Annotated in this window: 19 protein-coding genes and 1 tRNA gene; 15 read left to right on the top strand and 5 right to left on the bottom strand. The window is 55.0% G+C overall.

All coding sequences use genetic code 11. The features are described 5' to 3' along the window. Positions 1-98 precede the first annotated feature (98 nt). Complete coding sequence (locus tag AAC019_RS01110; RefSeq protein WP_339896711.1) at positions 99-764, top strand: SDR family oxidoreductase; 666 nt, start codon at positions 99-101, stop codon at positions 762-764. Beyond that, a complete protein-coding gene (locus AAC019_RS01115) occupies positions 758-1285 on the top strand; it encodes a hypothetical protein (protein WP_339896713.1) in 528 nt (175 codons plus the stop codon). The genes AAC019_RS01110 and AAC019_RS01115 overlap by 7 nt, the downstream gene beginning before the upstream one ends. 55 nt (positions 1286-1340) lie before the next feature. On the opposite strand, the gene AAC019_RS01120 is transcribed toward AAC019_RS01115, so the two are convergent. Both AAC019_RS01120 and AAC019_RS01125 read right to left on the bottom strand, forming a co-directional pair. Next, on the bottom strand, positions 1341-2327 hold the full coding sequence (locus tag AAC019_RS01120) for a glycosyltransferase family 4 protein (protein WP_339896715.1): 987 nt from the start codon (positions 2325-2327) through the stop codon (positions 1341-1343). Positions 2328-2371: 44 nt separating this feature from the next. Further along, positions 2372-3100 (bottom strand): DUF599 family protein, encoded by a 729-nt coding sequence (locus AAC019_RS01125; RefSeq protein ID WP_339896717.1) that lies wholly within the window; start codon positions 3098-3100, stop codon positions 2372-2374. 160 nt (positions 3101-3260) lie between these two features. Between AAC019_RS01125 and ada the strand changes: the two genes are divergently transcribed. The 8 genes from ada (at position 3261) to AAC019_RS01165 (ending at position 11130) form a co-directional block, all read left to right on the top strand. Next, the gene (gene ada, locus AAC019_RS01130) at positions 3261-4343 is read left to right on the top strand and encodes a bifunctional DNA-binding transcriptional regulator/O6-methylguanine-DNA methyltransferase Ada (protein ID WP_339896718.1); all 1083 of its coding nucleotides are present in this window, start codon (positions 3261-3263) and stop codon (positions 4341-4343) included. Between the two features lie 134 nt (positions 4344-4477). Next, positions 4478-5284, top strand: coding sequence for a hypothetical protein (locus tag AAC019_RS01135; RefSeq protein ID WP_339896719.1), 807 nt, complete (start codon positions 4478-4480; stop codon positions 5282-5284). After that, complete coding sequence (locus AAC019_RS01140) at positions 5285-6322, top strand: extracellular solute-binding protein (protein WP_339896720.1); 1038 nt, start codon at positions 5285-5287, stop codon at positions 6320-6322. Then, positions 6319-7839: an iron ABC transporter permease gene (locus tag AAC019_RS01145; protein ID WP_339896721.1), complete on the top strand. Its 1521-nt coding sequence runs from the start codon at positions 6319-6321 to the stop codon at positions 7837-7839. Before AAC019_RS01140 ends, AAC019_RS01145 begins: the two co-directional genes overlap by 4 nt. Continuing rightward, positions 7839-8852: an ABC transporter ATP-binding protein gene (locus tag AAC019_RS01150; protein WP_339896722.1), complete on the top strand. Its 1014-nt coding sequence runs from the start codon at positions 7839-7841 to the stop codon at positions 8850-8852. The genes AAC019_RS01145 and AAC019_RS01150 overlap by 1 nt, the downstream gene beginning before the upstream one ends. A gap of 31 nt (positions 8853-8883) precedes the next feature. Then, a complete protein-coding gene (gene azu / locus AAC019_RS01155; RefSeq protein WP_339896723.1) occupies positions 8884-9336 on the top strand; it encodes an azurin in 453 nt (150 codons plus the stop codon). Positions 9337-9489: 153 nt separating this feature from the next. Then, the gene (locus AAC019_RS01160; protein WP_339896724.1) at positions 9490-10401 is read left to right on the top strand and encodes an ROK family protein; all 912 of its coding nucleotides are present in this window, start codon (positions 9490-9492) and stop codon (positions 10399-10401) included. Next, a complete protein-coding gene (locus tag AAC019_RS01165; protein ID WP_339896725.1) occupies positions 10402-11130 on the top strand; it encodes a copper homeostasis protein CutC in 729 nt (242 codons plus the stop codon). Positions 11131-11429: 299 nt separating this feature from the next. On the opposite strand, the gene AAC019_RS01170 is transcribed toward AAC019_RS01165, so the two are convergent. Further along, a tRNA-Leu gene (locus AAC019_RS01170) sits at positions 11430-11516 on the bottom strand. 373 nt (positions 11517-11889) lie between these two features. Here AAC019_RS01170 and AAC019_RS01175 point away from each other — a divergent pair. Genes AAC019_RS01175 through yjfF form a run of 4 tightly spaced genes read left to right on the top strand, consistent with a single transcriptional unit; the run spans position 11890 to position 16347 of the window. After that, positions 11890-12834, top strand: coding sequence for an ABC transporter substrate-binding protein (locus tag AAC019_RS01175; protein ID WP_339896726.1), 945 nt, complete (start codon positions 11890-11892; stop codon positions 12832-12834). 49 nt (positions 12835-12883) lie between these two features. Continuing rightward, on the top strand, positions 12884-14383 hold the full coding sequence (locus AAC019_RS01180) for a sugar ABC transporter ATP-binding protein (protein ID WP_339896727.1): 1500 nt from the start codon (positions 12884-12886) through the stop codon (positions 14381-14383). Positions 14384-14396: 13 nt separating this feature from the next. Further along, entirely contained in the window at positions 14397-15410 is a 1014-nt protein-coding gene (locus AAC019_RS01185) for an ABC transporter permease (protein WP_339896728.1), read from the top strand. Beyond that, positions 15403-16347, top strand: a complete 945-nt coding sequence (yjfF, locus tag AAC019_RS01190; protein WP_339896729.1) for a galactofuranose ABC transporter, permease protein YjfF — start codon at positions 15403-15405, stop codon at positions 16345-16347. The genes AAC019_RS01185 and yjfF overlap by 8 nt, the downstream gene beginning before the upstream one ends. A 97-nt stretch (positions 16348-16444) precedes the next feature. On the opposite strand, the gene AAC019_RS01195 is transcribed toward yjfF, so the two are convergent. Continuing rightward, positions 16445-17773, bottom strand: coding sequence for a hypothetical protein (locus AAC019_RS01195; protein WP_339896730.1), 1329 nt, complete (start codon positions 17771-17773; stop codon positions 16445-16447). 231 nt (positions 17774-18004) lie between these two features. On the opposite strand from AAC019_RS01195, the gene AAC019_RS01200 reads away from it, so the two are divergent. Further along, positions 18005-18604, top strand: a complete 600-nt coding sequence (locus AAC019_RS01200; protein ID WP_339896731.1) for an HAD-IA family hydrolase — start codon at positions 18005-18007, stop codon at positions 18602-18604. Between the two features lie 20 nt (positions 18605-18624). On the opposite strand, the gene AAC019_RS01205 is transcribed toward AAC019_RS01200, so the two are convergent. Further along, positions 18625-19068, bottom strand: coding sequence for a CBS domain-containing protein (locus AAC019_RS01205; protein WP_339896732.1), 444 nt, complete (start codon positions 19066-19068; stop codon positions 18625-18627). Between the last annotated feature and the right edge of the window lie 89 nt (positions 19069-19157).

Raw genomic sequence — 19157 nt, forward strand, 5'->3', positions numbered from 1 at the left:
GGTGATAACATCATTTGCTGGTATGGTAACGCGCTGTGCCGGCGGGTGCGAGTTGCACAAACCGCCGTTATTTATCACGAACACGACAGAGGTGATGTATGGCTAATACAGTAGTAATTACCGGCGCGAATCGCGGTATTGGTTTGTCGTTTACGCAGCAGTATTTAGCGCGCGGTTATACCGTGTATGCGGCGTGCCGCAACGCTTCGGACGAGCTTAAAGCCTCTGGCGCCAAGCTGGTTGAGGGCGTGGATGTGGGCAGTGATGCCGGCATCAAAAAGCTGGACGAGGCGCTGCAAGGGGTGGCGATTGATTTATTGATCAACAACGCCGGCATTTTGCGTGATGAGAGTTTGGGGCGGTTAAACCTCGATACCATTCGCGCTCAGTTTGAAATCAATGCCTTGGCGCCACTGCGTGTGACTGAGTTGCTGGCCGAGCGCTTAACGGCTAATGCTAAAGTTGCCTTAATCACCAGTCGCATGGGGTCGATTGCCGACAACAACAGCGGTGGTCGCTACGGTTACCGTATGTCTAAAGCCGCCTTAAATGCCGCGGGTATGTCGCTCGCTTGCGATCTAAAACCGCGCGGCATTGCAGTGGCGATATTGCATCCGGGGCTGGTGGGCACCGATATGATTGGCGGCTATGGCGATATCACACCCGATGAGGCGGCCGAGCGCCTAATGGCTCGTATCGATGAGTTAAACCTGAGCAGCAGCGGTACCTTTTGGCACTCCAGCGGGCAGCAGCTGCCTTGGTAAAGGGCAGGGCAGCTCACGCTGTAGGGCTGGGCGATGCAAACTACCGCCTGGCCTTTTGCGTAGCCAATCGTCCGGCGCTGAATCATTACCCAACGCTGGACTGTATGATGCCGCTGGCGCCCGGTGAGCTGACACATATTGTGGCTAACTCCAGTAACCACTGGCGCAAGCTGTTTAGTGTGTACGCCAAGTTTTTGTATCAGCTGGATGCCCAACCTGGCTGGCCCACGCGCTGGCAGGATTACCGCGACCAATATTTGTTACAGGCGGGTAGCGGGGTGGCGCTGTTGTTTAGCGAGCCGGATACTAACCACAAGGCAGTACACATTATTGCGGGCAAAACCTACGCCGCCGAGCTGGGCCTTAAGGGGTTAACCTGGCTCGATAGCCACTTTGCTATTAGCCCGGAGCGCCGTCTATTGGTATCGCCCTATCTGGACTACCGTCAGTTATCCAACGAGAAAATTGCAATGTTGACGGCGCTTATTCATCGGTATCAGCTGCTAGGTAACGGCGACTAACCAGCGGTGTCTTCGTTTATTGCTCTCTTGGCAGCTGGTGCTACTACTAGGTGTTTTAGGGCGTGCTTAAGAGTGACGCTATTCTTATGTCTTTGGCCTCTTGAGCGTAGATGGATTCCACAGTTTTGCGTGCAGCTTTGCCTATCGCGCTGCGCAGTGCCGGATCCTCAGATAGTTGTTTAAGTATGGCAAGCGCTTGCTCAGTGGTGTCGAACAAAAAGCCGTTCTCGCCGGACTGGATCCACTCGGCGTAGCCTCCATGACGGTGGCATACGACCGGCAAGCCACAGGCCATGGCCTCAAAGATAACCCGGCCGAAGGTTTCAATGTGCTCCCCGCTTCGGTAATAAAAAATATCGAGCTCTTGCAGAAAGCTTAGCGCGTCCAGTTCTCCTTCTTGGTATAGCGTGGCACCGGTTCCTGCGAGCGCCTGTTCAAGGCATGAGGCTCCTTGAAGCTTTACGTGGTGTCCGGCTTGTAGCAGTGATTTGTAGACTTCTATATCCGCCAGGTTATGCTTTTGGTCTATGTCGCGACTCAGCCGGCCAATAGTGACAGGGCCGCTGTCTGGCTTTTTGGTTCCCGGGGTGAATTTTTCTATATCTATGGGCGAGGGGTGAATTTCTCCGCAAAGGTTCAAAGCATCGCGCTGAAAGCGGGAGATAAAAATAAACTCTGGTGCGGGCCAGCTAAGCAACGGGCGTCGCTTTTGAATGATCTGGGAGTGCTTTGGATGAAAGGTGTTATAAAAATAAATCAGTCGTTGTGGTTTGGGCAACAAATAGGCCCACCACTTTCCACACCAGTGAGCACCAACGAAGATGTAGATCCCTCCTTTGGGGGCCTTTGCGCGAATAGGGTTGATGAGAGTAATGCCGTGCTGATGCTGTAATGCGGCGTCTATGCGCGATGAGGTGCCCCACAATGTTACATCGTAGGCTTTACTTAAATCACGATACAGCTCTAACGCTTCATTTTCGCTTCCGCCAAACCGATTTTTAAAATTATTAAATATGTGAATAGCTGGTTGCTCAGTTGTCACCAGATAAAGTCTCCGGGTATAGGTTGTGCCGCATAGTGACGGGGTTAGCCATTGGGGCTCTTTTTCATGGCCTCGGTCGCGGTTAAATCGCGCACCAGTGCGCGCAAAGTGGTCGAGTGAAACTCCCGCCGATACAGCACGCCCACCACAACACCTACCGCTACAATAAAAAACCAAGTGTTAAAAAACCACGGCAAAATGGCCAGTGAAAAGTAATAGGCGCGCAGCCCGTAGTTGTAGCTGTGGCCGGCTTGGTCGATGATTTTGGCGGTGCTGATGGCGTAGCGCCGGCGCTCGGCCTCGCCAATGTCGGCATCGTGGGCCGGCGCGGCGCCCAGTAAAATCGAGCAAAAGCCATACTGGCGCATGGCCCAGGTGAGGGTAAAAAAGGCATACACGTAAATCATCAACAGCAGCACAATTTTAAGTTGCAGCTGCCGTGGCGACATCGACTCGTTGGCAAAGGGCAGCGCCGTAATGGTGATATAGACTTTGTCGATAGAGGCCATAATGGTCACAAAACCGGCGATAATCAGAATCGAGGTGGACGCCAAAAACGATACATTGCGCTCCAGGCTTGCGATCAAGGCGGTATCGGCAATGCGATTTTGCCGGCTGAGCATTTCGATCATCCAGGTTTTGCGGTAAACGTGCAGCACCGAGGCAAGGCAGTGGTCAGTGCGGGCGCGTTTACGGGCAAACCGGGCATAGCCCACCCAACAGACAAACAGCCAAACCGCGGCGCCAATGTTTAAATAATCGTGAGGGGTCAATGAACGCTCCTTAAGCGGCTGTGTCAGAACCTGTTAACCTTATCTTACTACAAGCCCGTGGGAATTTTTGCTGTGTATTAAAATTTGCCGCCACAATCGGGAGTGCATACTTATAGGCCGCTCGGTACTATGCGTAAAACTCACACAGGTAAGGTTGGCAATGACTGGCACCACTCCCATTATTGACTCCGCGAGCGATGCCGAGCGTTGGCGTTTAGTGCTGGCGCGTGATGCCCGGGCCGATGGGCAGTTTGTGTATGCTGTGCAGACCACCGGGGTGTATTGCCGGCCCAGCTGCCCGGCGCGACGCCCCAAACGTGCCAATGTGAATTTTTACACCAACGCGTACAGTGCCGAGCTGGCCGGTTACCGGCCCTGCAAACGCTGTTGCCCGGCGGCGGCCATAACCCGCGACGATCAAACCGTGATTGCGGTATGCCAGACGCTGCAGGGTGCACTTGAGCGTTTGCAGCGACTGCCGAGCGCCGCGCAGCTGGCGGCGGAGGCGGGCTTAAGTGTCTCGCAGTTACAGCGTTTATTTACCGCGGCGCTGGGCATAACCATCAACCAATACGCCCAAGCACTGCGCAGCCAGCAGGTGCAGCAGGCGCTGGCGGCCGGTAGCGCCATAACGGATGCCATAGCGGCCGCCGGCTATAGCTCGACCGGCCACTTTTACCAAAAAGCCACCAGCGAGCTGGGAATGCCGGCTCGTCGCTACCAGCGGCAGGGGCAAGCTATGACGATTGAATTCGCCATCACCGACACTACTCTGGGGGCGTTATTGGTAGCCCGTAGTGACGTGGGGATCTGCGCTATCGCCCTGGGTGATAATCCGCAAGTTTTGGCGACAGAGCTGCGCCAGCGATTTGCCGGCGCGCGCCGTGTGACGCCATCGGAGGAGTTTAACCGGCAGCTGCAGCAGGTGGTGGCGCTGGTTGAGCAGCCGGGCGCTCGCTCGATAACGCTGCCACTGGATATACGCGGCACCGCGTTTCAGCGCCGGGTGTGGCAGGCGTTGCAAAGCATTAAGCCCGGGCAAACGGTTCACTACAGCGAGCTGGCCCAGCGTATTGGCGCCCCTACCGCTGCTCGCGCCGTGGCCAACGCCTGCGGCGCCAATACCTTGGCCATCGCGATACCCTGTCATCGGGTAGTGCGTCAGGACGGCAGCTTATCTGGCTATCGCTGGGGGGTAGAGCGCAAGCGCGAGCTGCTTAAGCGTGAGGCAGACACAGACTGAGCTCAACGTTAGTTGCACGGCTCGACATCGTGTCTTTGCGTGCACATTTCATATCTTTACCCCGGCTATTTCTTTACCTACTACCTGATAATAAGTATCATTTAGCGGGTCAAGTCTTAATAATGGAAATTTTTATGAAAGTTTTATTGCAAAACTGTCACAAAGCGCTGCTGGCGGCCTCGTTAATACTGGCGGCGGTACAGGCGTCGGCCAATGGTGCCATTGGCGAGCATGTGAACCACCTGCAAGACAATCTGGGTGAGTACACCGAAGAAGTTAACTGGGTGATCGGTAAAATCGATACCATGGTTGATACCTATGAGGATAAAGGCGCTAAGGCCGCCGAGTCGGCTCAGGTGATCGAAATTTGGGAGGCGGTAGACTTTCACGCCGCCATCGAGACTAACTACGTGCCTGTGTATGCCAGTATTTGGCAGGGGTTGTACGGCGTAAAAGAAGCCATTGATGCCGAAAAACCGGTGGAGGACGTGTGGGCTGAGCAGGAGAAGCTGGAGCAATCGTTGTGGCAGGCGCTGGGTGCGGTTAAACTGGCGGCCCAATATCAGCAGCGCGGCCTGTTGGACAAGGTGAAAACCACCGCCAAAGAGCCCACAACACCCGCGGAAACTCTGGACGAAGTAAAACACCGCTTAGACCGGGTAGTGGCAAAGTACGCCGAGCAGTTGCCTGAAGAGGCCACCAACATTGTGCACGACACTTACCTCAACCTGTTTGAAGGGGTAGAGGGGGCGTTGATCGAGCAGGACGCCAAGTTGGTGGAAGATCTGGAGAAAGACTTTAACGTCACTCTGCCCAAAGCCATTTCCGGCAAAGGCAGTGTCGACGATGTACGCGGTGTGGTGAGCGATATGCAAGCCAAGCTTGATCGCGCCAAAGACCTGCTGAACGAAGCCGAATCCGAGCGTAAGGACGTTTTTTAAGTGCAACGCAGAACTTTTATACAGGCCCTGGCGGGCGCCGGTTTGCTCGGCAGCCTGCCGCTGGCAGCTACCCGTGCACTGGCGGCAACCGCCGGCGCTTTGTCCGTTGATGATTTGCCTGCCCTAAAAGGGGAGCTAACCCTGTACCTTGGGCGCGGCGAAGGCGGCCTGTATGAAAATGTGCTGCAGGCGATCCAAAAGCGCAACCCTGACTTTACCCTGAATATTCGCCGCGGCGTTACGGCGGCTCTGGCCAACACCATTGTGGCCGAGGCCAAGGCCGGCGTGCGCCGCGCTGATATTTTCTGGGCGGTGGATTCCGGTGCGATTGGCCTGGTGAATGATGCCGGCCTCGCCCGTCCGCTGCCGGCCGACTTAACCGGCCAGTTAAAAGAGGGCTTTCGCTACGATAACTGGTCGCCGGTGACCGGCCGTATTCGCACGCTGCCGTACAACACCGATAAGCTCACCGCCGATAAAATCCCCGACAGTGTGATGGCGCTGCCCGATAGCGGCTTGTCCATTGGCTGGGCGCCGGCCTATGCCTCTTTCCAGTCGTTTGTCACGGCCATGCGTTTACTGGAGGGCGAAAAAGCCACCGGTGAATGGCTTAAGGCCATGAACAAACGCGGCAAAAACTACGCCGGCGAGTTGGGTGTGGTGATGGCCGTTGAGCGCGGTGAAGTTGATGTCGGTTTTGCCAATCACTACTACACCTTACGCTTAAAAGCCGGTAAGCCGGATGCGAAAGTAGCCCTGGCATTTACCAATAACGATGCCGGTTGTCTGGTCAACGCCTCGGGTATCCTGGCGTTAAGCGAGGGTGATTTACCGGTTAACTTTATTCGCTATTTGCTCACTCGTGAGGTGCAATCGTACTTAGCCACAGAGGCCTACGAAATCCCGTTGGTAGAAGGCGTGGCAACCCCCGAAGGCTTGCCCGCGCTGGGCACTATCTCCCCCCCTAAAATGGACTTGACCCGCCTGGCCGATTTGCGCCCTACGCTCGATTTAATGCGCAGCGTCGGGGTGCTATGACCCGACTGCCCGGCTCATACCCACTGGCGCTGTTAATTGCGCTGTTTGCGCTGGTGCCGGTGGGGGTGCTGGTGTCGCTAGCAAGCGACACGGCTCAGCTGTTTGATACCCACAACGTAAAAGTACTGGGCAACACGCTGGCGTTAATGGGGCTGACGGTACTGGGCTCGGTACTGATTGGCGTGCCGCTGGCACTGCTTACCGCCTATGTTTATTTGCCCTGGCGCCGTCTCTGGCTCATTTTGTTTGCCGCCCCGTTGGCCATGCCTAGCTACATCGGCGCCTTTACCTTGTACGCGGCGTTTGGCCCCGGTGGCGAAATTAATACCCTAACCGGTATTCCTACACCGGCGTTTTACGGCTTGCCCGGCGCGGCGCTGGTGATGACGCTATACACCTACCCCTTTGTGCTGCTCACCACGCGCGCCTCGTTACTGAGCCTGGATGCCAGCCTCGTAAACGCCGCCCGCACCCTGGGTATGTCGCTGGGGATGAGCCTGTGGAAGGTGGTGTTGCCGCGGGTGTTTAACGGCATTGCGGCGGGTGCCTTGTTGGCCGCGCTTTATACGCTATCAGATTTTGGTACGCCGGCCATTATGCGCCTGGATACTTTTACCCGGGTAATCTACGTCGAGTACAACGCCTTTGGCCTGAGCCAGGCGGCAATGCTGTCGCTGCAGCTGTTGGTAATTGTCGGGCTGGTGCTGTTTTTGGAGTCGCGGGTTAAGGCAACTCGCGAGCGCCCCGGGCGCCGTTTAACGCTTTGGCCTTTGCGCTGGCAAGTTAATGCGCTGTTGGCGGCCGCGTTGCCCGTGCCTTTATTATCGATTGTTTTGCCCTTGGGTATTTTTGGCCTCTGGCTAGTGCGCGAAGGGGCCGGTGGCTTTGAGCTTAGCTATGCCTGGAACTCCACCTACGCCTCGCTCTTGGCCGCCTTAGTGGCTGTGGTGTTGGCGGTGCCGGTGGCGCACGCCGCCGTTAGTGGTAGGGCAGGCCGTTTGATGGAGCGTGTTACCTACTTTGGTTTTGGCGTGCCCGGTATTGTGATGGGTACTGCGCTGGTTTATGTGGGGCTGAAACTGCCATTTTTGTATCAAACCCTGGGCCTGTTGGTGCTCGCCTACGTATTGCGCTTTTTGCCCTTGGCGGTTGGGTCGGTGCGCTCGTCGGCCGAGAGCCTGGACCCAAGCCTGGTAAAAGCCGCGCGCTTATTGGGCGCCAGCCCCAAAGAGGCCTTTACCCGTATTACCTTGCCGCTTACCCTGCGCGGTATGATCGCCGGCGCAGCGCTGGTATTTTTAGAGGCCATGCGCGAGCTGCCCGCCACCTTACTGTTGGGCCCCACGGGCTTTGAAACCCTCGCCACTTACTTGTGGCGGGTGTACGAGGCGGGTTACTTTGGCCGTGCCGCGGTGCCCGGCTTATTATTGGTGTTGATGTCGGGGCTGGGGCTTGCCTTGATGCTCACGGGCGAGCGCCGCGGCGAATTTGATGTAACAGAGGATTCCAACCGCTAATGCTGAGCGTGAATAATTTATCGGTCGATTACGGCTCTACCCGCGTGGTGGATAAGCTCAACCTGGCGTTAGCCGATTCCGAAATCCTAATGCTGGTGGGCCCCACCGGTTGTGGTAAAACCACAATTTTGCAAGCGTTGGCCGGCTTAATCCCCATCACCGAAGGCGAAATCACTTTGGGTGCCTGGAGCGCCAGCGCCAAAAACCAAGTCCCGCCAGAGAAGCGCAATGTGGGTATGGTGTTTCAGGACTTTGCGCTTTTCCCGCATTTAACGGTGCAGCAAAATGTTTGCTTTCGCTTAAAAGACCCGGCCCTGGCCGATCACTGGATTGATTTGCTGGGGTTAAGCAGCTTGCGCAATGCCAAGCCCGACCGGCTCTCGGGCGGACAAAAACAGCGGGTGGCATTGGCGCGTACTCTGGCTCACGAGCCGGTGTTTATTCTGCTGGACGAGCCCTTGTCTAACCTCGATGCCGCGCTTAAAGATAGCCTGCGCTGGGAAATTCGCAGCGCCCTGAAAACCGCCGGCGTGCCCGCCATTTGGGTGACACACGATCAAGAAGAGGCGTTGTCGGTGGGTGACCGGGTCGGTATTTTAAACGGCGGAAAACTGGAACAATTGGACACACCAGAAACCTGCTTTTGTGAGCCATCAAGCCGCTTTGTGGCGCGCTTTTTGGGCGAGGCCAGTTTTATTCCCGGCCGTTTAGAGCAGGGTAAAGTGGTAACCGCTATTGGCGATGCGCCGGGTACGCCGGTCGATGGCGCCAACGGCGAGGTTGACCTTTTGCTGCGGCCGGACGATGTGGCGTTGGCGCCGGTATTTGAGGGCGGTAACGGCGAAATTAGCTGGGTGCGCTACGAAGGCGGCGCCCGTCTTTTTGCCGTAAACTTAGACGATGGTACGCAAGTTAAGGTGCGCGTCAGTCACGAGGTGCGCGCCGAGCCCGGTAGCCGGGTGCAGTTAAACGTCATCACCACCCATCCATTGGCCGTCTTTAACCGGAAGTAATATTGCTTCCTAATCCTTGAAGGAGATGTTTATGAACGCGGTAAAACAAGTGTTTTCAATTGGTTTTCTTGCGCTGCTAGGCTCAGCGGTTCAGGCCGAGGAGTGTTCAATTACCATCGACAGTACCGACCAAATGCGTTTTGATACCGACGCTATGACCATTCCATCCTCCTGCGAAGAGTACACCGTTAACCTGACGCACTCCGGCAACATGGCTAAAAATGTCATGGGTCACAACTGGGTGCTGTCAAAAACGTCCGACCTGCAAGGCGTCGCGATGGACGGTATGAGCGCAGGCCTGGAAAACGACTATATCAAGCCCGGCGACGAGCGGGTGATTGCCCACACCAAAATCATTGGTGCCGGCGAGACCACCTCAGTCACCTTTGATCCATCGGTACTAGAGGCGGGCGGTGACTACAGCTTTTTCTGCTCATTCGCCGGTCACTATGCGCTGATGAAAGGTTCGGTTACGGTTGAGTAACCCTTTTTAACCGCGCACAATTAAAAGCCCCGGCCGCAAGGTTGGGGCTTTTTTGTTGGCTCGGTTACGGTTGTTGTTAAAACAAGCCTTATCGTTGGTTAGTGTCATCCCAACCAGCCCGGAGCTTAATTAGCGCCCAAGAGGAAAACATTAATGCCCGTTTGTTTTGATATTGGCGGCACCAATATTCGCTCTGGCTGGCCCGACCGGGACGGTATTGTGCAGATTGCCGGAAAGTGTGCCACGCCAGGTGATTCTTTGGCGGCATTTTTAGACGCTGTGGTGGCAATGGTGCAGTGCGCCCCTCCAGAGCAACAAGATTTTGTTGCCATCTCGATTACCGGTTTTGTTAATCCGCAAACGGGCCTACTCACCATAGCCAATATCCCGTGTTTAAAGGATAAAAACCTTACCGAGCTGTTAGCGGCACGTGTTCAGGTGCCGGTATTGGTGGCCAATGATGCAGATTGTTTGGCGCTTGCCGAGGCTCATGTGGGCGCCGCGAAAGGTGAGAGTAATGTTTTTGCCATTATTTTGGGTACCGGCGTGGGCGGCGGTTTGGTGTTAAATGGTCAGCTGGTGACCGGCTTTGGCGGTATATCCGGTGAGTGGGGGCACGGCCCCATTGTCGACCCAAGCGCCGGGGCTCTGGTAGAGCCTATGGGGTATTTTCAGTGCGGCTGCGGTCAAAAAGGTTGCCTCGATACCGTTGGCGGGGCGCGCGGCATAGAGCGCGTACACAAAGCGCTAAACGGGACCGCGCTGGCGGCGCCGCACATTTTAAATCACTGGCGCAATAACGATGCTGCCGCCATAAAAACGGTAGACGTTTGCACTGAAATTGTCGCTCGTGCGCTTAGCGTTGTGGTGAATACTTTTGGCCCGGGTTTGGTGCCCGTGGGTGGCGGCCTGGCCAACGAGCAAGATTTAATCGCGCTCATCGATGCCAAAGTGCGTTCCATGGTATTGCCGCACTATAGCCGCCCGCTGGTTGTGCCGGCGCACTACGTTAAAAATGCGGGGCTCGTTGGCGCTGCCTTTCTAAGCCCGGGCGGGGTGAGGTAAATGCCAAAGGTCACGTTCGAAGTCTGTGTTGATACCCCGCCGTCACTCGTTAATGCCCAACAAGGCGGGGCTGACCGGGTCGAGCTTTGTTCTGCGCTTAGGCTCGGCGGGCTTACGCCAACACGCTCATTGATGCGCTTTGCGGCGGCTCAAACAATGCCTGCCCATGTGATGATCCGCCCGCGCGACGGCGATTTTTGCTTTGATGCGGCTGAGGTGCAGCTTATGCTTGATGATATAGCACTGGCGCAAGACGAGGATATGCAGGGTGTGGTGCTGGGAGCGACACGCCAAGATGGCTCGCCCGATCTGGAAGTGCTGGAAAAGTTGGTGTCTGCCGCTAAAGGTATGGACATCACCCTGCATCGCGCCTTTGATGTGGCGCCTGACCCATTTGCGGCGCTAGAGGCGGCCATTGCGTTGGGATTCAACCGGGTTTTAAGCAGCGGACAACAACAAACTGCCCTGCAGGGCAAAGACTTACTGGTAAAGTTCGTCGCCAAAGCCGGTGGCCGCATAGAGGTAATGCCAGGCAGTGGTATCAATGGTGCAAACGTGCATCAACTGACAGCGCTAATGCCGTTAACCTGCGTGCACGCCTCTTGCGCTGAGCCTATACCGCAAGCACCCGAAACGGTATCTAGCCTTGGATTTTGCGTGCCCGAAGGGCGCCGGGAGACCAGCTTAGCGATGGTGCGGCAAATGGCGCAAGCCTTGGCGCAGTTGTAAAGCGCGCGGCCGCTCACAGCCCATAAAAGGGTTTGGTTTGGTGGCTGTACTGTTTTTTTGGGAGGGGGTGCGAATTTCCGGTGTTGATCGCTGTGTTTCGAGCCGCACACAAAAAAAGCCCCGATCATCGATCGAGGCCTTTTAATGTATGGTGCCCAGGACGACGTACATGGATGTACTAGTGTCGCGGGAGGCAGGATGCCGGGAGCGATGCAGGACGTAGTCCTCGACGACGGGTAAGGGATGGCAGCTGACCAATAAAAAAGGCTGAACCCTGCGGATTCAGCCTTTTTCAAATATGGTGCCCAGGAGAGGACTTGAACCTCCACGGCCGTGAGGCCACTAGCACCTGAAGCTAGCGTGTCTACCAATTTCACCACCTGGGCAGATGGTTAGCGGTGTTTTAAGCCCGATTGGTTTCGCGCTGTGAGCGGTCTTGCCGACACGCTACACGTGGTCACTTACAGCGTCCTGCTTTTCGTGACACTTGTACATCCTGTACGCCGTTTACCAATTTACCACCTGGGCAGTGCTTTTGAAACGGGTCAAAAGCTAAGGAGGCGCACTATACGGTTCGCCTAAATGCTTGTCAATGTTTGATTTAAGAAAAGTGTAAAAAATAGTGTAATTCTCCAAGTTGATGATTTCGTAAACATTTTTCTTGTTTTTGGGGCGGGATTGCAGCTAATGACGTATTATAATACAATTAATTTAATGCGATACTTTGCTTAATAAAGACAATAGACAGAAGAGGCAGATATGAATAAGAAATTAATGGGCCTGGCGTTCGCGTCTTTGCTGGGCGCTTCTCAAGTGGCTTCGGCGTTAACCGTGGGCTTTTCGCAGGTTGGCTCGGAGAGCGGGTGGCGTACTACCTTCTCGGAGTCGGTCAAAGCTGAGGCGGAAAAGCGCGGTATCGATCTGAAGTTCTCCGATGCGCAGCAAAAGCAGGAAAATCAAATCAAGGCGGTGCGCAGCTTTATTGCTCAGGGCGTCGATGCCATCGTTATTGCCCCGGTGGTGGAAACCGGCTGGCGCCCGGTGCTGATGGAGGCGCGTCGCGCGCGCATTCCGGTGGTTATCGTGGACCGTAACGTAGCGGTGGAAGATAGTCGTTTGTACATCACCCGTATCGCCCCGGATTTTACCGACGAGGGCCGCAAAGCCGCCAATTGGTTAATGGATGCCACTGACGGTGACTGCGATATTGTTGAGTTGCAGGGTACTGTTGGCTCAAGTGCTGCTATTGGCCGTATGGAAGGCTTTAATGAGGTGATTGGCGAGCACCCGGAAGCCGAGATTATTCGCTCGCAAACCGCCGAGTTCACCCGTGCCAAAGGCAAAGAGGTGATGGAGAGTATTCTTAAAGCTGAGGGCGGTGGCAAGCAGGTCTGCGCGCTGTGGTCGCACAATGACGAAATGGCGCTGGGTGCGATTCAGGCTATCAAAGAGGCGGGCTTAAAGCCCGGAGAAGATATTCTGGTGGTGTCGGTTGATGCCGTTGATGATATGTTCCCGGCGCTGGCGGCCGGCGAGGTCAATGCCACGATCGAGATGAGCCCTCATATGGGCGGCCCGGCGTTTGACGTTATTGAGTCTTATCTTGACGGTAAGCGCGACTTTGAGAAATGGAAGGTGATGGACGGTCGCATCTTTACTCAAGAGAACTACCAGGCCGAGTACGAAGTACGTAAAGCTAATTAATAAAAAACAGCACCGGCGCATCCACGGCGCCGGTTTCGCGGATGATTCTATGACTACTGACGATACCCTTCTGGCGCTGCGGGGCGTAGATAAAGTATTCCCCGGTGTTAAGGCGCTGAATGGGGTGGACTTTACCCTGCGCAAAGGCGAGATTCACGCGCTTTTGGGTGAAAACGGCGCGGGAAAATCTACCCTGATTAAAGTCATGACCGGTGTCTACCGCCGTGATGGTGGCCAGATTGTGCTGGATGGCGCAGAGATCTCGCCCGCTAACACTGGCGAGGCGCAAGATCTTGGCATTAGTACGGTTTATCAAGAGGTAAACCTGCTGCCCAACCTGAGCGTGGCGCAAAACCTGTATCTGGGGCGCGAGCCCATGCGCTTTGGCTTGATTCACTGGCGCAAAATGAACCGCGATGCCCGCGAACTGTTGGCCGGGTACGATCTGGATATCGATGTTACCGCGCCGTTAACCACTTACTCGGTAGCGATTCAGCAGCTTATTGCGATTGCCCGGGGTGTGGCGATGTCGGCCAAAGTGTTGATTCTGGATGAGCCCACGGCGAGCCTGGATGCCGATGAAGTGGCCTCGCTGTTTAACATTATGCGAGAGCTGCGCGATAAAGGCATTGGTATTGTTTTTGTGACGCACTTTCTCGATCAGGTGTACGCCGTGTGCGACCGGATTACGATTTTGCGTAACGGCACTTTGGTGGGCGAGTACGAGGCGGCCACCTTGACTCAACAGCAGCTGGTGAGCCATATGCTGGGTAAAGAGTTAGAGAAAGCCGTGCACGCAAAAGTCGATCACGCCGAAGAGCAAAACCGCGAAAAACTGTTGGAAGTTAACTCGGCCTCAAGCGAGGTGCTGCAGCCGCTGAATGTGTCGGTCAGCGCCGGCCAGGTGGTTGGCTTGGCAGGTTTGCTGGGGTCTGGGCGAACCGAGCTGTGCCGTTTGGTGTTTGGCCTGGATGCAGTAAAAGAAGGTGAAGTTAAATTATCGGGTAACCCGGTTAAGTTTACCAATACCCGTCAGGCCGTGTTGGCCGGTATGGGCCTGTGCCCGGAAGACCGTAAACGCGACGGTATTTTTGGTCCCATGTCGATTCGCGAAAACATGGTTATGGCGCTGCAAAACAAGCGAGGCTGGTGGCGTTATATCCCCATGAAAAAACAACGCGAATTGGCCGAGCACTACGTTAAAGCGTTAAAAATTGCCACCAGTGATATCGAAAAGCCGATCAACCAGTTGAGCGGTGGCAACCAGCAAAAAGTGATTTTGGCGCGCTGGCTGGCAGCTGAGCCACGGCTGCTGTTACTTGATGAACCTACCCGCGGTATCGATGTGGGCGCTCACGCCGAGATTATTCAGCTGATTCGCAAGCTGTGTGAAGACGGGTTGGGTTTGTTGGTGGCCAGCTCGGAGCTCGAAGAGCTGGTTGAATTTGCCGATAAGGTTGTGGTGATGCGCGATCGGCGCAAGGTGGCTGAGGTAAGCGGTAGCGACATCTCTCAGCAAAACATTATGCAGGCCATCGCGGGCCAATAAGTTAGGTTTCCTCATGCGTTATAAAGATTTATCGCCGCAGGTGCGGCGCAGCATTTGGCCGTTACTGGGCCTTGCAGTATTGCTGTTGGCAAACGTGCTTATCGCACCGGAGTTTTTCAGTGTCGAGATAAAAGACGGGCGCCTGTACGGCAGCTTAATTGATGTACTGAACCGTGCCGCGCCTGTGGCCTTACTGGCAATCGGTATGACTCTGGTGATCGCCACCGGCGGCATTGATTTGTCGGTGGGCTCGGTGATGGCCATTGCCGGTGCGGTGAGTGCGGGCTTGATTGTCAGCGGCGTGGACAATATTGCCCTGGTTGTTGGCGGTGGCCTGCTCGCCGGTGTTGCGGCGGGTTTCGTCAACGGCTTTTTAGTGGGGTACTTTGGCATTCAGCCTATTGTCGCCACTTTGATTCTTATGGTTGCCGGCCGGGGTATTGCTCAGCTGATTAACTCGGGGCAAATTGTGACTTTCCATCACGATGCGTTTGAGTTTCTCGGCGTTGGCTATTTCTTTGGTTTGCCGTTCCCTATCATTCTGGTGATTATTGCTTTTGTGTTGGTGCAACTGTTAATGCGCCGCACGGCGTTAGGTATGTTTGTGGAGGGCGTGGGTGCCAACGCTAGCGCCAGTCATCACATTGGCATTAATGACAAATTAATTAAATTGATGGTCTATTGCGTATCGGGCCTGTGCGCCGCTTTGGCGGGTATGATAGCGGCGGCCGATATCGGTGGCAGTGACGCCAATAACGCCGGTCTGTGGCTTGAGCTTGACGCAATTTTGGCGGTGGTGATTGGCGGTGCTTCGTTAATGGGTGGACGCTTTTCGGTATTTTTGTCGATTATCGGTGCGCTGATTATCCAAACGCTGACCATTACGATTATTTTAAGTGGGGTACCGCCTAAGTTTAATTTGCTGATTAAGGCGGCCGCGATTGTCATTATTCTGTTGTTGCAGTCCCCTGAGTTTCATCGTCAAGTGGCGCGCCTGAAAAAAATGCGGGGGCCTAAGCATGTTTAATAAAAAGTTTTTGCCTCTGTACGTTACCAGCTTACTGTTTGCGCTGCTGTTTTTGGCGGGCTCTATTCAGTTTGAAAACTTCGGTACGCTGCGCGTATTTATGAACCTGTTTACCGATAACGCGTTCTTGATAATCGTCGCTATCGGTATGACGTTTGTTATCTTGTCCGGCGGTATTGATTTGTCGGTAGGCTCAACCATTGCGTTAAGTGGCGTTATTATCGGTGTGTTGCTGGAGGCCGGCTGGCACCCGTTACCGGCTTTTGCGGTTGTACTGGTGTTAGGCACGCTGTTTGGTGCGGTGATGGGGGCTATTATTCACTACTACCAGCTGCAGCCCTTTATCGTTACCTTGGCGGGGATGTTTTTTGCCCGTGGCTTAAGCTCGGTGATCAGTGAAGAGTCCATTCCCATCATGCACGAGTTTTACGACGATGTGGCCATGTTTGGTTTTCAGTTGCCCGGGGGCGCCTGGTTGGGAAGCTCGACCATTATTGCCCTAACCGTGCTCGTGCTGGCGGTGGTGCTGGCTAACTTTACCCGCTTTGGTGGCCGGGTGTATGGCCTGGGTGGCGATACCCAGTCGGCGGCGCTGATGGGTGTGCCTATTGCCCGCACCACCATTGCGGTATACGCCTTAAGCTCATTTTTGGCCGCTTTGGCAGGTATTGTGTTTAGCTTTTATACCTTCTCGGGTTATTCGCTGGCTGCGGTTGGTGTCGAGCTGGACGCGATTGCCGCGGTGGTGATTGGCGGCACTTTGCTGACTGGTGGCTACGGTTATGTGGTGGGCACCTTGTTTGGTGTGCTGATCATGGGTGTGGTGCAAACTTATATCTCGTTCGATGGCACCTTAAGCAGTTGGTGGACGAAAATTGTGATTGGTTTGTTGTTGTTTATTTTTATCGCTATGCAGCGCTTTTTGGTGCGCCGTTAATTCGGCGCATTCAAGCTGGTTGTGGTTACTTAAGCAACCCTCGATACTGAGTAACAAAGGCGCCGGGCGGCGCCTTTGTTACATCTGGCGCCCTGATTTACCAGTGGTCAGCCCCTTGCAACGTCAGTAGCTTTTGCTTGTGTTCGCGTTTTAGCGTGATGTTGATTAGCAGGGTTCGGTTTGCCACAAATAGGGTTTTAATGCTCTGGTGGTTTAACTCCAGGTGGCCGGCCAGAGTTTTCTCGTGATGTAAATCTGGCATAGCCGATAAGCTAATGCGCAGGTTCTCGCCTTTCTCGTTAATCATTGCGTGCAGTTGAGTGCAGTTAATCATAAAGCTGCGGTAGGATGCGTTGTCTTGGTAGGCGTGGACTTTAGCAATGGCTTTGGCATTTAGCTCGCGGGTTTTTTGGTTGAGCACGCCCCGGTGAGTTTTTTGATAAAACTCAATCACGTAATCAGTCGCCTCATTGCCTTGATCGTCGCGTACCCGAAACACGGTGTTTTGATAGCCGTGTTTATAGTCATCGCGCCGCTTGGCGTACTTATCCATCAGTGCGTCGGTACGTGACTGGCACTGCTTAACCCAGGCGCGGTAGTCGGTGCCATTGCGAATCGCCAGGGCTGTTGCAATGGCGTCAATAAGCTCGGGGTTGCCTTTGTGGCGCGGTTCTTTTAGTGCGATAGAGCTGTGGTCATGCTTATCTAACACTAAAAAGGCGCACTCGTCGGCTGGGGTTGCCATTGTGCGTAGCGTGGGCTGCTGCGGGTTGCTGGCAAAATCGGCCTCTACCCGGGCGCAGTTTAAGCTGGCGCCCGCAAGATAAATGGTTCCGTCCGAGCCGCGTTCATTGGCGATGGAGCTAATGCCATCGTAGCCGCAGTTGCCGATGATAACGGTGGTGCGCACTTGGGTTGGGTTGTATACGGTGTGTGTTATGCGATCGGCTTCGGCCAGTTGCCAGCTAAAAGGGCTGGCGATCTCCAGCGCTTTAAGTATGTGCTCGCCGGTTTCAAGAGGTTTGTCAGAGCCAAAGCCTTTGAGTACCCGTCCGTAAAAAGCCCGGCCTTTATGCGCCAGAGGCGAGCCAAAGTTGGCCGGTGCCAGCATCACTAAGTTATTGATGGGGGGTGTTAGCCCAATGCCGGTATATTGTTTGGCAATCCAGCTGCGCAGTATTAGGCCGCCGGTGGAGTGGACAATGACATCGACCGATTTGGCTTTGTCGGGCAGCTGGCTGCTAACCCAGGCGCGGCCGAGCGCTGCGACTAAATCACTGATGTGCACATCGTCATCCAGCGATGTGTAATTGCCCAGCCAAATGTGTTCGACTTTGCGCCCGGTGTGTTGCAGCAGCGCGTTGGCGAGGGCCGTAAATGATTTTGCCTCATCGTTCCAGCCGTGAATGATGACCAGTGGTTTCATGTCCTTAGCTCCTGGGCGCAGGCCCATCGTCAATCCTTGTGCGAAGGGGTGCTATTAATAGTAAATCAGCTTGCTTGAGATGCAAGGCGCGGCTTCATAGGCGACGGCTAAAGGAAGGTAAAGCGCGCGCCATTAGGTTTAATCATTAAGGGCGCAATGGTATTCTTTTGGTCGTTACGCGCGTTACCGTACTTTCTTAATCACCCACCTCTAACCTAAATAGGCACTCCTTTGTACGATCAGTATCAAGCCATCATCTTTGATATGGATGGCACCCTGGTAGATAGCGGCCAACTGCACGAAGTGGCCTGGACCGAAACCCTAAATAAGTTTGCCATCCCAATTGATCGGCCGTTAATGCGCTCGCTGGCCGGTGTGCCCACCAAAGGCACCATCGAGATACTGCTTAAGCATTTTGACTGTAAGGTCGAGGCGTCGCTGGATGTGATGAATGATTTTAAAGAGGCCGTGGTACGGGACAAGATTAACGATTACGTTAAACCCACCGCCCTGGTCGAGCTGGCGGAGCGCTACTATGGTAAAAAGCCCATGAGCGTGGGTACCGGTGCCTATACCGATGAAGCCAAAAGTATTATTGCGCAGTGCGGCATTAGCCACCTGATTGACCATGTGGTGGGCGCCGATTTGGTGGCCGCTCCCAAGCCTGCGCCGGATACCTTTTTGCGTTGCGCCGAGTTGATGGGCGTGGCGCCCGAGCACTGTGTGGTGTTTGAGGACGCCAAGCTGGGCTTGGAGGCGGCGCGCCGCGCTGGTATGGCGGCGGTGGATGTGCTGGATGTATTAGGTATCGAGAACGACTACTTTCTTTAATAGTAGGGTGCGGCGGCCTGTTAGGTGGTGGCCGCCAGAATATCCAGCGCTGTCACAACCCCCACCAATAGGCCGGCCTCCGTCAGATAAATAGCGTGGGTTTGCTCCTGCAGGGCAAGCGCGCGCAAAGCCTCGATGCTGGTGTCGGCCTCGGCACTGACGGGGTTGGTACGCATAATCTGGTGCGCCGTACAGTACACCTGGGCGCGCCTGACCCACTGGGTGAGCTCATCGAGGTTCTCTATCTCGGTGCCTGTCGCCCGCCGGAAGCTGTCGTTAACCGCCTGGGCGCGGTAGGTCTCATCGCTGTTTAAGAAGCCGGCGATCCGGGCGCTGCTTAATACCCCAACCAGTTGGTGGTCGGAGGCAATAACGGGGGCCTGGCTGAGGTTGTGGCGCGCCAAAAAATGCCGGGCGCGGTCGATCGACCAGCCCTCGTAAATACAGGCTACCTGTGTGTTCATGATGGCTCTGGCGGGAGCGGCTAGTGCGGGATTGGGCATAGCTATTCCGGTGTCGCTATTATTTTCATCCCCGAATGTTATCCCAATTC

It is taken from the genome of uncultured Gilvimarinus sp., from assembly GCF_963975215.1.
Taxonomy (GTDB): Bacteria; Pseudomonadota; Gammaproteobacteria; order Pseudomonadales; family Cellvibrionaceae; genus Gilvimarinus.

What these genes read in the sequence shown, in the direction of transcription:
- AAC019_RS01110 (WP_339896711.1), top strand. Translation starts at nt 99, where the DNA reads ATGGCTAATACAGTAGTAATTACCGGCGCGAATCGCGGTATTGGTTTG.
- ada (WP_339896718.1), top strand. Translation starts at nt 3,261, where the DNA reads ATGACTGGCACCACTCCCATTATTGACTCCGCGAGCGATGCCGAGCGT.
- AAC019_RS01135 (WP_339896719.1), top strand. Translation starts at nt 4,478, where the DNA reads ATGAAAGTTTTATTGCAAAACTGTCACAAAGCGCTGCTGGCGGCCTCG.
- AAC019_RS01145 (WP_339896721.1), top strand. Translation starts at nt 6,319, where the DNA reads ATGACCCGACTGCCCGGCTCATACCCACTGGCGCTGTTAATTGCGCTG.
- AAC019_RS01150 (WP_339896722.1), top strand. Translation starts at nt 7,839, where the DNA reads ATGCTGAGCGTGAATAATTTATCGGTCGATTACGGCTCTACCCGCGTG.
- azu (WP_339896723.1), top strand. Translation starts at nt 8,884, where the DNA reads ATGAACGCGGTAAAACAAGTGTTTTCAATTGGTTTTCTTGCGCTGCTA.
- AAC019_RS01160 (WP_339896724.1), top strand. Translation starts at nt 9,490, where the DNA reads ATGCCCGTTTGTTTTGATATTGGCGGCACCAATATTCGCTCTGGCTGG.
- AAC019_RS01165 (WP_339896725.1), top strand. Translation starts at nt 10,402, where the DNA reads ATGCCAAAGGTCACGTTCGAAGTCTGTGTTGATACCCCGCCGTCACTC.
- AAC019_RS01175 (WP_339896726.1), top strand. Translation starts at nt 11,890, where the DNA reads ATGAATAAGAAATTAATGGGCCTGGCGTTCGCGTCTTTGCTGGGCGCT.
- AAC019_RS01180 (WP_339896727.1), top strand. Translation starts at nt 12,884, where the DNA reads ATGACTACTGACGATACCCTTCTGGCGCTGCGGGGCGTAGATAAAGTA.
- AAC019_RS01185 (WP_339896728.1), top strand. Translation starts at nt 14,397, where the DNA reads ATGCGTTATAAAGATTTATCGCCGCAGGTGCGGCGCAGCATTTGGCCG.
- yjfF (WP_339896729.1), top strand. Translation starts at nt 15,403, where the DNA reads ATGTTTAATAAAAAGTTTTTGCCTCTGTACGTTACCAGCTTACTGTTT.
- AAC019_RS01195 (WP_339896730.1), bottom strand. Translation starts at nt 17,773, where the DNA reads ATGAAACCACTGGTCATCATTCACGGCTGGAACGATGAGGCAAAATCA.
- AAC019_RS01205 (WP_339896732.1), bottom strand. Translation starts at nt 19,068, where the DNA reads ATGAACACACAGGTAGCCTGTATTTACGAGGGCTGGTCGATCGACCGC.